Source organism: Candidatus Paracaedibacter symbiosus, from assembly GCF_000757605.1.
Taxonomy (GTDB): Bacteria; Pseudomonadota; Alphaproteobacteria; order Paracaedibacterales; family Paracaedibacteraceae; genus Paracaedibacter_A; species Paracaedibacter_A symbiosus.
The window spans coordinates 290,047-303,573 of record NZ_JQAK01000004.1 but is presented as its reverse complement, the minus strand read 5'-3'; the positions used below and the strand labels follow the sequence as shown (position 1 = coordinate 303,573).

The window sequence follows — 13,527 nt, the reverse complement described above, 5'->3', positions numbered from 1 at the left end:
CGAAAACCATCTTCCTCCCTCCTTCCGATATTTCGTATAACTTCGTATAATGTATGCTATACGAAGTTATTACGTTATGGGGAATAACTATAAAAAAATTAGGGGTTTATTGTTGCTAAGCGCCATAAATCTTTGTTGGCAGAGCCCAACTTTGGCTATGGATAAACCCAATCCTATGGGTAAAATAGCAGCCGACCCTGAGGATTGCGGCCAGCAAAAGCAACCGTTTCCAACGAGGCAAAGGGTAGGGGACCATACATTACCTGAGAGTCTAGCAGTAGAGGCTTTGGTGGTCGATCATGAAATACAACCATTGCTTGCCATAGAGCTTCCTAATAATCCCCCAAGCTCTAACTTTGCTGAAAGTGCCGTCCATACTACTGGATATAACCCTGCTGAATGGCTTCCATCTGAATTAAATTGGCAAATTTTTCGATTGTTAGATTCGAACTCAGCCAAACAAGCCGCACTTGTATCTCAAGATTTTGGCAATTTTGTCAATTCAACAAGAAGCCATTTAAGGCCCAAGGATTCCATCACAGATGAGAAACTCATAGAATTTGTAACGAAGTACCCACACCTGACCTCACTGAATCTGTGGGGGTGTGGAGAGATCACAGATGCAGCCCTCATCAAGGTGGCTGAGAGTTGCTCGAACCTCACCTCGCTGAATCTGCGGTGGTGTGAAAAGATCACGGATGAAGCCGTTATCAAGGTGGCGGAGAAGCGCCCGAACCTGACTTCACTGGATCTGAGGGAGTGTGAAAAGATCACGAATGCAGCCCTCATCAAGGTGGCGGAGAAGTGTCCTCATCTTAAAATCTATCGATAAGGCACTAAAAAGGGTCCCGGCCATTTTCGTACCAAAAGTCACTCTAACATAGATAATATTTATTATTCTCAGGCAGTTAAAAAAGTTTATGAATTGCAGATTTTTAGAGATTCACGCACTAATAAAGAGTGAATTAAAGAGTGAATCCCAAGAAAAATAATAAGTTATGCTTTTAATTATGCCTTAGCGTGACTTGGGGTACGAAAATGGCCGGGTCCCTAAAGAGGGTGATCCAAAATGGGTAACTGTCAGATCAGGTCTTAACTTTTACAATTCATTATAAGCCAATGATATGGTTCCGTCCGCTTTTCAAAAATAGTAAATATAATAAGCTATGAAAAGAGAATCCACTCTCTAGAAATTAGGAGAACCAGAATGAGCATTAAAATATTGGGGATTGATCTCGCAAAAAATGTTTTTCAGCTTCATGGTATTGATTTCAAAGCGTAAATCTGGCACCTTATCTCTCGAGTCACGTGGGTATAGCCTTTGGCCATGTCTGTCTCCTTTTGGTTTCCACCTTTGAGACTCCAGGCTTTTCGTGACTCAACTCTACTTCATATGCGCCACTGTTGCACTTCATTGTTGGATAGGCGCATATTAAAAAAAATGGATCTAAATAATAATAACATTAAAGAGGCCAATAATGATCAAATCACTAGCTCTCACTCTAGGGATAGGCGCAGCTACACTCTCAATTGCCTTCGCAGCCGATCAAAAAGATCAAATAGAAATCTCTATTCCCCAAGGATACAACGGCTTTCCCAAAGCGATAATTCAAAATGAAGAACAATTATGCAATGCCCAATATCAAGTTGTTGATCTCTTTGATCAAGAAATTGACGAATTTGCAGCGATCTTAGAGCAAACAAAACGATATTTTTACGATAGCATACTTGAGGGTGACCCAAATACTATTAAAACTGCAAAAGCATTTCGGGACTATTTTAACAAAAAAATTAACAAATTAGCCTATGCACGTGATTTCTTTGAGTCGCACCAAGGAGTTAGCCTTCCAAAAATTGAGCCTGGCATGATGAAAGAATTGCCCCCAGTTATTGGTGAGCATTATTTATTGATGCAAGAAATCGGAAATATTAATGCAGTATTAAAAGAGTTGCTTCAGAAAAAAGAAAGCCTTGAGACTGACCTCACGAAATTAGACTCATCAAAATCATCTCCCACCTCAACAGAATCAACAAGTAATGATGGGGAACAGCCTCACGAAGATCTTGAGGCAAAAAAAGACTCGCTGACTACTGAGCTAAAAGCAACCGAAGACCAAATTTTTGCACTACAATCGAAAAAACAAAAACACCAATTTGCAGCAGATCTATATGCCCTGACCAAGCTCATTAGCTATCGCAATATGTATGATGCATTACCTAATTCTGAGAATGATGCAGAAGAATTTTGTTCTGTAGTTGATCCTTTGCAAGAAAATTGGCTCCTTCAGTGGACAGAACAAGAAAAAGAAAAAACCAAAGAAATACTCAGAACAATAATCGACTCTAATTTATCTGATGAAAATCAACGTTGTTTGGCTAAAACTGTTCAAGATAAAGTTTATGATGTAGGTGTCGGCGGAACAACATCTAATTTAACTGCAAAGCATATTAGCAACACTGCCTATAGCGTCACACTAACGAAATTATCTGGGATCAAAAAGAATTTTGACGAGAAAATTGCTTTTTTCTTAAGCAAAGATAGCCCCATAGATGGCCTTGTTAGCCAGGGTAATAGAGCTGACTTATTGTTAAAAAAACGCATTGATTCTTGGAAAGACAGAATTTCCATGGCCTCAGACTCAATTGCAGATCGCTTTGGTCTCTTGAGCTCTCTGTACAACAAAAATTTTGCTGAAACAACACAGAAAAGAATGTTTTCTTTCACTAACCTGGCTGAAAACAGTGAGTTACTGACTAACAATTTGGCAGAACTTAAAGAGGCAAACAAAAAGCAAGTTTATCAAATGGGGGCCTCGCAGCTTAAGCTTAATTTTGCTTGGGATAACGTAATTGTAGCCTCATCTATTAGACCAATTAATGAGTTCCTACAACGCAAGTTAGCTACAATGTCAGATAAGCAAGGTAGACAAGGAGCATATGTTCACTTTAGCAAAGCTGATAATGAAAAAGATAACTTGGCAGCAAGATATGCTCTTTTAAAATTTGCATCCTACCAAGCAATGTCTTATGCCCTAACCCATGACCATACAGGTGCGGCGCTGGGAGAACTAAAAATAGTACCTGAAGGATATGAAAACCTTTTAGTAAAGGCACTAGATCAAGCTTTTCGCCTTGATCAAGTCTTTAACGCCAAAGCTTATAAATGGGGTCTAAGACTGAAAGAGTCTCACCCAGAGTTTCTAGAAGCCAATGGCTTAACAGCTCTTTATTTCTAGCTTATCTTTGCAGATAGTGAGGGATCCTTGCTATCTGCCCTTCTTTTAACTTCTTCTTTACTGCTTTATGGAAGTGTAATATAAAAAGCGTTATTAATGTGGGGTAATGGGCCTAATGTAATGGAACTGATTGTTTGTTTGTCCCCGATTAAATTTTCGTTTTTTGGAATAACTTATTGAACGGCTTTAAAGTAGTTCTTATATAGAAAATAATTACTACTATAAAAGCTACCTACGGGGCCCACAATGAGTCACTCTCTATCTATTAAGAGGAAGATTTTTCCTTTCCTATCTCTGAGCACTTTTCTATTCCCTCTTCATTTCTCCATCTCTGCAGATGCTATGGAAAAAGAGGATGACCTTTCTCCTCCCCACAAGAAAATGAGATTAAATCCCACCAGTGAGAAAGAAAAAGTTTATAATGAGACGACTTCTTTTGAACAGTTACCGCCCAAAGGGATTGAAAACTTTGAAGAGTGAAATGGTTCACTCAGGTTGCTGAGCAAGACGACTCTGAAGCTCAATTTAACCTTGGGGGAATGTATCGAGAAGGCCTTGCAGGAATACCTAAAGGAGAAGAAGCCGATCATCACGCTGTTAAGTGGTACACGAAGGCTGCTGAGCAAGGTAATGCTAATGCTCAAAATAACCTTGGGTTTATGTATGCGCAAGGCCGTGCAGGAATACCTAAGGGGCTAGAAGCCGATCATCAAGCTTTCAAATGGTACACGAAGGCTGCTGAGCAAGGTCATGCTACTGCTCAATGTAGCCTTGGGGGAATGTATCGAGACGGCCGTGCAGGAATACCTAAAGGAGAAGAAGCCGATCAGCACGCAGTCAAATGGTACACGAAGGCTGCTGAGCAAGGGCTTGCTACTGCTCAATTAAATCTTGGGGCAATGTATGAGCAAGGCCGCGCAGGAATACCTAAAGGAGAAGAAGCCGATCAGCACGCAGTCAAATGGTACACGAAGGCTGCTGAGCAAGGTCATGCTTCTGCTCAACATAGCCTTGGGGGAATGTATCGAGAAGGTCTTGCAGGAATACCTAAAGGAGAAGAAGCCGATCAGCACGCAGTCAAATGGTACACGAAGGCTGCTGAGCAAGGGCTTGCTACTGCTCAATGTAGCCTTGGGGCAATGTATGTGCAAGGCCTTGCAGGAATACCTAAAGGAGAAGAAGCGGATCAGCACGCTGTTAAGTGGTACACGAAGGCTGCTGAGCAAGGTTATGCTACTGCTCAATGTAGCCTTGGTGTAATGCATGAGTGCGGCCGTGCAGGAATACCTAAAGGAGAAGAAGCGGATCAGCACGCTGTTAAGTGGTTCACTCAGGGTGCTGAGCAAGGTAATGCTCTTGCTCAAGGTAGCCTTGGGGTAATGTATCGAGACGGCCGTGCAGGAATACCTCAAGGGCCAGAAGCGGATCAGCACGCTGTCAAGTGGTTCACTCAGGCTGTTGAGCAAGGTAATGCTCTTGCTCAAGGTAGCCTTGGGGTAATGTATCAGGTCGGAAGAGGAGTGACTCAAAATTATCAACAAGCCGTGAAGATGTATACCTCAGCACTAAAACTAAACCCAAAACTCCCACAAGCAAAACAATCCCTTCAGTCCTTTTTTACTTGTGACTTAACCAACTACAATCCCACCCCAACACTAGAAGGATCACAGACAGATATAGAAAATCTAAAAGAAAGTTTAGAAAGCTTAAAGGATCACCATATCTTTCTAGAAGGTTTTGCGGGCGGTGGTTTTGGCCATGGTTTTGGTGAGAATTCTTCTCTTAGAGCTTTGAGCCACCAAATTGGCAATCTGAGTGATGTTTATATAAAGTTAGTGACCCAAATTAATGAGCCTGGATTTTTGATTAGCTGCCTTAAGATGAACCCTACGGCACCAACTCCTTCTCTGGAAATGGTTGCCAACAAAAAAAGCATCGCTGACTTATATTTTAAACTGAGAGAGGACTTGCCACCCTATCTTTGCTTAACTTCACCTGATATGGTTAACCTTCTAAAATCAGCAAAACTTCATAAGAAATTAGAAGAATTATATGGGGTTTATGAAAGTTCAATCACCATTTTGCAGGAAGTTTCGGCCATTGCCCCAGACCAGGGCAATATTAGTAAAGAAATAAAATGTATTTTGTTAGGATTAAAATATGCAAAAGAAAGCCAATATAATTTTTTGAAAGCATTTTTAGAGCCATACTATGCAGCTAATGAGGAATCAAAAAAAAGACTCGCTTTACAAGAAATCATAAAAAAACTAAAGGAGCACCGTAATACCTTGCAAGATCAGAGGGAGCTTTGTAAAGAAATTAATTCGATGATTCTTGGTATAATTAAAGAATCTGAAGCTTATCGTAATCACCTCTTTATTACAAGGATATGGAATGGATGAACTATTATATATATTAGCTTTCCGGTATAACTGCTTGCTAGTTTATAGAAGAGAAGCAAATAAAAAATAGTAACGAAGAGGAAGTTGCTACATTAAAAAACTACTTGGCGGCTAATCCGCAGGCATCGTCAGCATAAAAGACTGAATAATAGAATTGAGAATTCACATCAAGCAACACGGCAGTAAGAACGTAAGATGCGTCGTTTGGCGCTGATGGTATGGCATGAGCATTTAGATTAACTCACAAATAAGTTAATTTATCAGTGTTCATAAAAACATTAATAATAAGGACCATACCAGGTATTGTCGTTTTTAGAGCCTCTAAAAACAAGGATTTTATCTTATCGGGATTTTGCTGGGAAAACTGTTTGAGAACGTGTGGCTCAAAGACTGAGCAGGACAGCTACGTATGCTGCACCCAGTTTGGAAAAGAGTTGAAATAAAGGAGTCTTTTTGTTGTTTTAAGCAAAAGGAAGACGAAAATGCAGCGACGCCAATGGATAATTATGTGAATGGGCTAAAGATCAGCAAACATCGAGTCGAGCTTGCGCCGCAGACAAGAACAGAAAGAGACCGATATGATCTGAAGTTCTATAAGCTTTACAAAAGATGACGGAAGGCCCGTCGAAGTCGGCTTTCAGGAGCAGGCTTCAAACCCTCTCAAGCGGCTGCCATTAAGAGTGGTGGTCGTGAGCGTTGAGAAAAGGTAATGATCAAAAAGACGAGTGAAAACGAACCACTGATGAAGCGTCGTTAGATGTAAGACTGATATTAAAATGAGGGCCTGTTTGACACTCTCAGACAAGTCTACCAGGAGCCTGATGACTGGGTAGATGGTATCCGGCGTGCAGGTGGCGTGAGTTTGATTGAGGCTTTTGTGAGGAACTGCGGGAACCAGTCGTTTTGATGCTAAGGGAGAAATCCAAGTGACAAAATTCACAAGGGTGAGAGTACCAATGCAAAGCACTGGGACGGAGCAACTTGTAGTAGTGACGAAGTGACTGTAATGGTCATGGAGCGAAGGAGTTGCATTAGGCCGTCGAATCAATTTACAACTCGAAAGAGGAGGACATTTTGAGTAAGACAAAGCCCTTCATCATTCCAAAGCAACTAGTGATGAGGGCCTATCAATTGGTCAAAGAAAATGCGGGGTCGGCTGGTGTAGACCAACAGTCTCTGTGTGACTTTGAGAAGGACTTGAAGAATAATCTTTATAAGATCTGGAATCGGATGTCATCTGGTACGTATTTTCCGCCGCCTGTAAAGGCGGTTTCTATACCGAAAAAGACAGAGGAGCATGATCTCCTGATGAAAGCGATTAGAAAACACACGGACAATTCATGGGTAACTCTTTACATAGAACGGTGGCTGAAAGCTCTCATGCAAATGCCTGATGGAACGCTCATTGAGCACCATAAAGGCACGCCGCAGGGTGGAGTGGTCAGTCCCGTTTTAAGTAATTTGTTTCTCCATTATGTGTTCGATGTGTGGATGGGAAAATACGACAAGGACATACCTTGGTGCCGGTATGCCGATGATGGGTTGGTTCACTGCAAAACAGAGCATGAGGCTCAAGCACTACTGACTGCCCTTAAGCAACGTTTTGCAGATTGTGGACTAGACCTACATCCAGAGAAAACAAAGATTATTTACTGCAAAGATGGAAAACGACGAAAGCTCTATCAGAATACAAAGTTTACCTTTTTGGGATACGATTTTTGTCCGAGACAATCAAAGAATCACCAAATAAATTGCGTATTTATGAGCTTTAGTCCTGCGGTTAGTAAAACCGCAGCCAAGTCAATGCGGAAAATGGTCCGGCAATCAGGAGTACGCTACAGATCGGATCTTAGTCTTGAGGAAATAGCCAAATGGTATAATCCAATCTTAAGAGGATGGATAAATTACTATGGTGTCTACAACAGATCGGGACTCCGACAGGTTATGCGGCACTTTGATTTAACTCTGCTTGCCTGGGCCATGCAAAAGTAGGAAAAATTGAGAGGCCACAAAACAAGAGCTGCTAGTTTTATGCAAACCATAAAGAAGGCAAAGCCAGAGCTGTTTGAACACTGGAAGCAAGGAGTGATAGGAGCGTTTGCCTAATACGAGCCGTATGAATCGAGAGGTTCACGTACGGATCTGAGAGAAGCTGGTGGGGCGGTTCCACCGGCTTACTCGGCGACTGATGAAGCAACATGACCTGCAAGTAAAAAAGAATATGAAACTTAAGGCAGTCCGCCGTGCAGACACTAAAAAGCCAAAACCAATCCGTCCCAACCAGTGGTGGGGAATTGATATGACAAAAGTGATGATTGAAGGTTTTGGCTGGATTTATGTGGTTATCATTATTGATTGGTATACCAAGAAAGTCCTTGGCCATTATGACGGTTTACAATCCAAATCCTGGCATTGGTTGATTGCTCTCAACAAGGCCGTCAACCGCCAATTTACTAATGGAACGCATGGACATAGTGTGCAACTGATGTCTGATAATGGATGCCAGCAAGGAAACACGGATACAGAAAGGTTTATGCATACACTCAAGGAAGAGTTTGTTTGGCTGAAAGAGTGGACTAGCCCAATAGCTTTCATTGATGAGCTAAACCAATGGATCGAACATTACAATACAGCTTATTTGCATTCAACGCTCGGCTATACACCACCAAATACTTTTGAACAGAGATTTTTAACCGAAAACAGGCAGCAGGGGACTCCTTTAAAACTTGCTTGCTAAACTGGGGGAACTACACCAGCTCGACTCCACGTTCGAAAGTAGTCATAGACTGTCTTCCATGGCGGAAAATCTTTGGGCAGCAACATTGCCTAGCGCTGTTGACTGTTGATCAAGATGGGATATCATCAAAAAAAGTGATCTATATTTTTGAGAAACCCAGTTGTTTATTTTCCTGTTAAATTTTAGGCTTTTAAATCAGTCTGTACATTATAGGGGTAAATATATTTATTCCTGTCTTTAATAAAATAATAGTTTAATCCCTTAAAAATTTACTGCTCATATTGGCCCTTCAATACTTGCTTAAGAATGTCTCAATATTAAAAGGAGGAGTTTCCTATGAAGTCCATCAAAAGCACTTTATCATTGGTCACAATTATATCATTTTTAAACTTCTCTATCTTTGCCGCAGAACCTCTTCAGCCTCCGCCCTTGCAAGAAAATCAGCTAAATATTGTTACTCTCCCTATACCGTGTCCTCTCTCACAGCAAAAGCAAGAAGTAAAAGAAATTTTTGATGACAATCTCTCGCAGCCAAAAGAAGAACCTCTCCGCATAGAATTGTCTCTTATGCCGTCAGAAAGAGAAGCGAAAAACTTTATTAAAGATAGAGGTTTAGACTTTATTTCTGAGGGGCATGAAAAATCCGATCACGATGTAGTACCAAAAATAGGACTTTCTATCGATGGGGGAGGCATTCGTGGATTGATGCCTGCGAAATGGTTAAAAATGCTTGAAGAAGAGTTAGAGAAAGTAGATATAAAAACTCCCCTTTATAACGTATTTGATTACGTAGGGGGCACCTCAATTGGGGGGATTTTAGCTTTAGGAGTTGCCGCTAATTTGCCCACTGCTAACTTAATAAGTTTTTTTAAGGAAGAAGGACATAATATTTTTCCTAAACATAAAAAAATTACATATAGCGTGCAGTATATGGACTTTTTTGGCCTTGTAAGACACTGGTATAATGCAAGCAGTTTGGAACATCTTTTGCAGGCTAATTTTAAGGAAATGTCCCTTAAAGAAGCTAAAACCAATGTGTTAGTAACAGCATGTACGACGAAAGGTAAGCCTTGGACCTTTACAAATGGAGAGGAATATGGGGACTATAAAATCTGGGAAGTGGCTAGAAGCACTTCGGCCGCCCCTACTTTTTTTGAAGCTTATAAACCTTCGCTCCATGGCGAACTTCAAGATTTTTCCTTGGTGGACGGGGGCATGTGGATTAATAATCCTTCTACGCTTATTGCTGCTTCTTTAGTAAAAGAATATCAAGGGGGTTCATTTAATCCTCAAAGTATATCAATACTCTCTTTAGGTACAGGAGAATCCCCTACAAAAGCCATACCTGATAGTGCGGGCATGGTTCATGCAAAATCCTTTGTTGATGCATTAATGACCAGCCATAGTATTGGGAACCATACAATGATGACTCAATTGTTTGGGGATAATTATTTTAGGATTAATCCTACACTGGAAAACCCCATTGCTTTGAATAAGGTTAATCAAAGTGTACTTGAAACACTTGAGTCTTGTGCTAACAGACAAGAGAATAGAGAAATTATTAAGGCATTTGTCGAGAGAAATAAAGAGATTATAAAAGATAAATTGGAAAGAAATTCATCTTCTTATTATTAAAGTCTAAGTCATACGCTGACTGTATATTAAATAACTATTTTCTCCCTATAGGAGGATATTATGGTACAAAGCAAGACAAAGGTACATTTTCAACAATTGTGCTTTATTAAATCAACATCTTTATGTCTACTCTTTTTGTTCTCCTTAATTATCCTTGCAGAAAGAAAACTACAGGCGGCAAGCCTTAGTGGAGAAATGGAGACTTTACTTGTTCCAGTTGTACAGGATTTACGTTCTAAAGATCCCTTCATAGATACTATCCGTTATAAAAAAGGAAACTTTGAATTTCGCGAAGATCTTCAACGGCAAATATGGTTAACCTCTTCCTATGAACCTCCTAAGGACTATAATCAAGCTGCAGTCTTTGTCTACAAGAGAGCTGAACCCATAAGTATTCCAGCTGTGAAATGTGAGAAAGGACGATGTGAAGTTACTTCAGTAGTAGGGCCTACAGAGCAGATGGGCTTAACCTCCCAAGATCGGCGAGAGCGCATCTTTAATACCCATGAGTGGCCTTATAGTATGCATGGGCATCTTCTCATGACCTTTGGAGGAGAAATATACTTTACAGGTTCAGGTGTCCTTATAGGCCCCAATCATGTCCTGACAGCGGCTCATAATCTTTATGATAGGAAGCGTGGCCGCTGGGCAAAAGAAGTTATTTTTACTCCAGGACGTGATGGAAACCGTTATCCTTTTGGGGATGCTAAGGGAACTCTGCTTCTCTGTACACAAGGGTGGAAACAAAAGAACGATAAGCAGCATTATGACTTCGGAATGGTTATTCTGGATGATCCTATTGGTTATTTCACAGGGTGGTCTGGGATTGCATGTGCGGCTGATAATGTCCTTAAATCTCATAAAATTTCTGTTACAGGCTATCCTGGTGATAAAGGGGAGGGAGACTTTAAATCTACTCAAATGTGGACAATGGAAGATGAGCTCAAGCGAGTAGATTCTCAGCAACTCGCTTATGATATTGATACTCACGAAGGGCAGAGTGGAAGTGCGGTATGGAGCAAATGGGAAGAAAAAGATTATGAAGGCTACTATACGGTAGGAGTTCATACTGATAAAGGGTCCCAAAGAGCCGAAGAAAATTTAGGGGTGAGGTTGTCTTATTCCAAATTTCAATGTCTTTTAGAGTGGTTAAAAGAGTATCAGCTTTTACCATGGCCCCTTTCTCAACCCTTGCAGCTTTATGAAAGCTATAAAAAAAGAGCTAAAAAAGGAGAACCCCATGCTCAATATCAACTTGGTCGCTTGTATTATCTGGGGGATGGAAAGGACGTAAAGAGCAATCCAGAAAAAGCATTCTTATTGTTTGCAGAGGCTGCTAAAAAACATGCCGGAGCGCTTTGTGCTCTGGGTAGATGCTATGAAGAGGGGCGGGGAGTCGAGAAGAATCCTAAGAAGGCATTTGACCTTTATGAACAAGGTACAAAAAAAAGAATGCTGAAGCCAAGCGTTATTTAGGGCTCTGTTATCTCAATGGTATAGGGGTTGAGAAAAATGAAAAAATTGGCTTTTCCTGGCTCCAAGCAGCTGCAAGGCAAGGAGAGAGTGAGGCTTTTTATGACCTGGGAGGGTGCTACGAAGAAGGGCGTGGTAGCGATAAGAATATGAAGAAAGCAGAAAAACAGTACAAGGAAGCTGCTGAAAGAGGGCATATAGAAGCGTCTTTCAAATTAGCGAGGCTTTATTCAAGCAAAGACGAAGGCCTGCGAAATGATATAGAGGCTGTGAGATGGGCTAAGAAGGCTGCTCAACAAAACAATAGCGACGCTCTTGCTCTTTTAGGAATAATGCATGCAGAGGGACGTGCAAGTGTTGCTCGTGAAGATGAAGCAGAAGCGGTAAAGTGGTGCCAAGTGGCGGCTCAACAAGATCACGCGATTGCTCAGTTTAAGCTTGCAGAAATGTATGGTATGGGAAGAGGTGGGCTCCCAAAAAGTGAAACAGAAGCAGCGAAGTGGTGCAAAAAGGCTGCTTTGCAAAGATGTCTCCCTGCCCAGTATATTCTTGGAGGCTTATATTCAGAGGGGCGAGGCGTTAATAGGAATGAAGAAAAAGCGATAAGGTGGTGTAGAGCAGCCGCCAAAGGTGGTCACGTTCAGGCTCAAGGTGTGCTTGGTCTTATGTATCTAAATGGCCGAGAGGGCCTTCAAAAAAACGAGCGAGAGGCTAAAAAATGGTTCGAGAAGGCTGCTTTGCAAGGAGATGCCATAGCTCAGAATAACCTTGCCATGATATATAAGACTGGTATTGGTGGACTTCAAAAAAATAAGCAAGAGGCTAAAAAATGGTTTAAAAAGTCTGCACAGCAAGCTTATCCAGAGGCACAGTTTAATCTTGCAGAATTGTATGAAAGCATGGGAAAGCTGGAAAAAGCGGTGAAGTTGTACGAAAAACTCGGCCAGCAAGGACATCCAGTTGCGGGAGATAAACTTGCAATGATGTATAGAACCGGCAAAGGGGGGCTCCCAAAAAGTGAAACAGAAGCATTAAAGTTATACATACAGGCCGCTCAACAAGGACATCCTCTTGCTCAGTTTAAGCTTGCAACGATGTATGAGACTGGCAGCAGCGAACTTCAAAAAAATGAGACAGAAGCAAGGCTTTGGTATGAAAAAGCCGCTTGGCAAGGACATCCCGGTGCTCAATTTAAGCTTGCAGAAATGTATGAAATTGGCAGCGGTGGACTCCAAAAAAGTGAAACAAAAGCAAGGATTTGGTATGAAAAAGCTGCTCAGCACGGATATCCGGGAGCTCAAGCTAAACTTGCAGAAAATGAGAAAGCCAAAGGAATTGATAAGCCCTTGTTGCATTAGCCGAACTTACAATATATGGACCGATCAGGGTATGGACCATTTTTTAGCAATCTTCTGGCACGCACACAGTACACCAGCTTGAACAGAGCATTTTCACTCGTAAAAGTACCTTTTGTTTTCGTAAATTTGCGCAATCCACGATGAAAACCTTCGATTGCATTCGTCATATAAATCAGGCGGCGTATGGGCTCTGAATAACAGAAATAGTGGCTCAACTGTTCCCAATTATCTTGCCAAGACTTAATAACCATAGGGTATTTAGATCCCCACTTTTTTTCAAGCTCGTCCACGTGTTTTTCAGCAATGTCTTTGTTTGGTGCTTGATAGATAAGTTTTAAATCGCCCACAAATTCTTTTTGGTTTTTACTGGCTACATATCTAAGAGAATGACGAATTTGATGCACCACGTGCAACTGCACCTGGGTATGAGGAAAAGCCCCTTGAATCGCTTGAGGAAATCCCGTAAGTCCATCCACACAAGCAATCAAGATGTCTTACGCCACGTTGCTTAAGCTCGTTCAACACGCCTAGCCAGAAATGGGCGCCTTCTGATTCTGAAAACTAAATAAAGTTGTAGCTTGAATTTAAGTTTTCTTGCTTTAAGGAGTTATAAGGCCCCGCCAACTTGTTTAGAGAATAGGGAATATTTAAACTCGGTTTTTGAGGATGTGCTGATCTATCAGATT

The 13,527-nt window shown here is 41.2% G+C and carries 10 protein-coding genes and 2 pseudogenes; 10 read left to right on the top strand and 2 right to left on the bottom strand.

The window, feature by feature from the left end; genetic code table 11:
* The first annotated feature begins 112 nt into the window (after window positions 1-112).
* The 7 genes and pseudogenes from IG80_RS0109885 (at window position 113) to IG80_RS0109855 (ending at window position 8,375) form a co-directional block, all read left to right on the top strand.
* On the top strand, window positions 113-832 hold the full coding sequence (locus IG80_RS0109885) for a leucine-rich repeat domain-containing protein (protein WP_198027354.1): 720 nt from the start codon (window positions 113-115) through the stop codon (window positions 830-832).
* A 646-nt stretch (window positions 833-1,478) separates the two neighbouring features.
* Entirely contained in the window at window positions 1,479-3,236 is a 1,758-nt protein-coding gene (locus tag IG80_RS0109880; protein ID WP_032113852.1) for a hypothetical protein, read from the top strand.
* Window positions 3,237-3,482: 246 nt separating this feature from the next.
* Window positions 3,483-3,716: a hypothetical protein gene (locus IG80_RS0109875; protein ID WP_032113851.1), complete on the top strand. Its 234-nt coding sequence runs from the start codon at window positions 3,483-3,485 to the stop codon at window positions 3,714-3,716.
* Window positions 3,713-5,638 carry a tetratricopeptide repeat protein gene (locus IG80_RS13465; RefSeq protein ID WP_052046331.1) on the top strand — a complete coding sequence of 642 codons (1,926 nt, stop codon included), beginning with the start codon at window positions 3,713-3,715 and terminating at the stop codon, window positions 5,636-5,638. Before IG80_RS0109875 ends, IG80_RS13465 begins: the two co-directional genes overlap by 4 nt.
* 409 nt (window positions 5,639-6,047) lie before the next feature.
* Window positions 6,048-6,251 carry a hypothetical protein gene (locus IG80_RS0109865; protein WP_032113850.1) on the top strand — a complete coding sequence of 68 codons (204 nt, stop codon included), beginning with the start codon at window positions 6,048-6,050 and terminating at the stop codon, window positions 6,249-6,251.
* Between the two features lie 461 nt (window positions 6,252-6,712).
* Window positions 6,713-7,744 (top strand): annotated as a pseudogene (locus IG80_RS12655) (reverse transcriptase domain-containing protein).
* Window positions 7,745-7,859: 115 nt separating this feature from the next.
* Window positions 7,860-8,375, top strand: a complete 516-nt coding sequence (locus tag IG80_RS0109855) for a DDE-type integrase/transposase/recombinase (protein ID WP_198027353.1) — start codon at window positions 7,860-7,862, stop codon at window positions 8,373-8,375.
* Here IG80_RS0109855 and IG80_RS16900 read toward each other — a convergent pair.
* Window positions 8,372-8,461 carry a transposase gene (locus tag IG80_RS16900; RefSeq protein ID WP_075553225.1) on the bottom strand — a complete coding sequence of 30 codons (90 nt, stop codon included), beginning with the start codon at window positions 8,459-8,461 and terminating at the stop codon, window positions 8,372-8,374. The two genes, IG80_RS0109855 and IG80_RS16900, sit on opposite strands and share 4 nt — an antisense overlap.
* 250 nt (window positions 8,462-8,711) lie before the next feature.
* Between IG80_RS16900 and IG80_RS0109850 the strand changes: the two genes are divergently transcribed.
* Genes IG80_RS0109850 through IG80_RS12650 form a run of 3 tightly spaced genes read left to right on the top strand, consistent with a single transcriptional unit; the run spans window position 8,712 to window position 12,841 of the window.
* Window positions 8,712-10,010 (top strand): patatin-like phospholipase family protein, encoded by a 1,299-nt coding sequence (locus IG80_RS0109850; RefSeq protein WP_032113849.1) that lies wholly within the window; start codon window positions 8,712-8,714, stop codon window positions 10,008-10,010.
* Between the two features lie 60 nt (window positions 10,011-10,070).
* Window positions 10,071-11,486 carry a trypsin-like serine protease gene (locus IG80_RS13460; RefSeq protein ID WP_052046329.1) on the top strand — a complete coding sequence of 472 codons (1,416 nt, stop codon included), beginning with the start codon at window positions 10,071-10,073 and terminating at the stop codon, window positions 11,484-11,486.
* Window positions 11,487-11,506: 20 nt separating this feature from the next.
* On the top strand, window positions 11,507-12,841 hold the full coding sequence (locus IG80_RS12650; protein ID WP_320408884.1) for a tetratricopeptide repeat protein: 1,335 nt from the start codon (window positions 11,507-11,509) through the stop codon (window positions 12,839-12,841).
* Window positions 12,842-12,909: 68 nt separating this feature from the next.
* On the opposite strand, the pseudogene IG80_RS12645 reads toward IG80_RS12650, so the two are convergent.
* Window positions 12,910-13,399, bottom strand: a pseudogene (locus IG80_RS12645) (IS256 family transposase); the annotation flags it as partial.
* Between the last annotated feature and the right edge of the window lie 128 nt (window positions 13,400-13,527).

Coding starts and splice junctions, on each gene's coding strand:
- IG80_RS0109880 (WP_032113852.1), top strand. CDS start 1,479: ATGATCAAATCACTAGCTCTCACTCTAGGGATAGGCGCAGCTACACTC.
- IG80_RS0109875 (WP_032113851.1), top strand. CDS start 3,483: ATGAGTCACTCTCTATCTATTAAGAGGAAGATTTTTCCTTTCCTATCT.
- IG80_RS0109865 (WP_032113850.1), top strand. CDS start 6,048: ATGCTGCACCCAGTTTGGAAAAGAGTTGAAATAAAGGAGTCTTTTTGT.
- IG80_RS0109855 (WP_198027353.1), top strand. CDS start 7,860: ATGAAACTTAAGGCAGTCCGCCGTGCAGACACTAAAAAGCCAAAACCA.
- IG80_RS16900 (WP_075553225.1), bottom strand. CDS start 8,461: ATGTTGCTGCCCAAAGATTTTCCGCCATGGAAGACAGTCTATGACTAC.
- IG80_RS0109850 (WP_032113849.1), top strand. CDS start 8,712: ATGAAGTCCATCAAAAGCACTTTATCATTGGTCACAATTATATCATTT.
- IG80_RS13460 (WP_052046329.1), top strand. CDS start 10,071: ATGGTACAAAGCAAGACAAAGGTACATTTTCAACAATTGTGCTTTATT.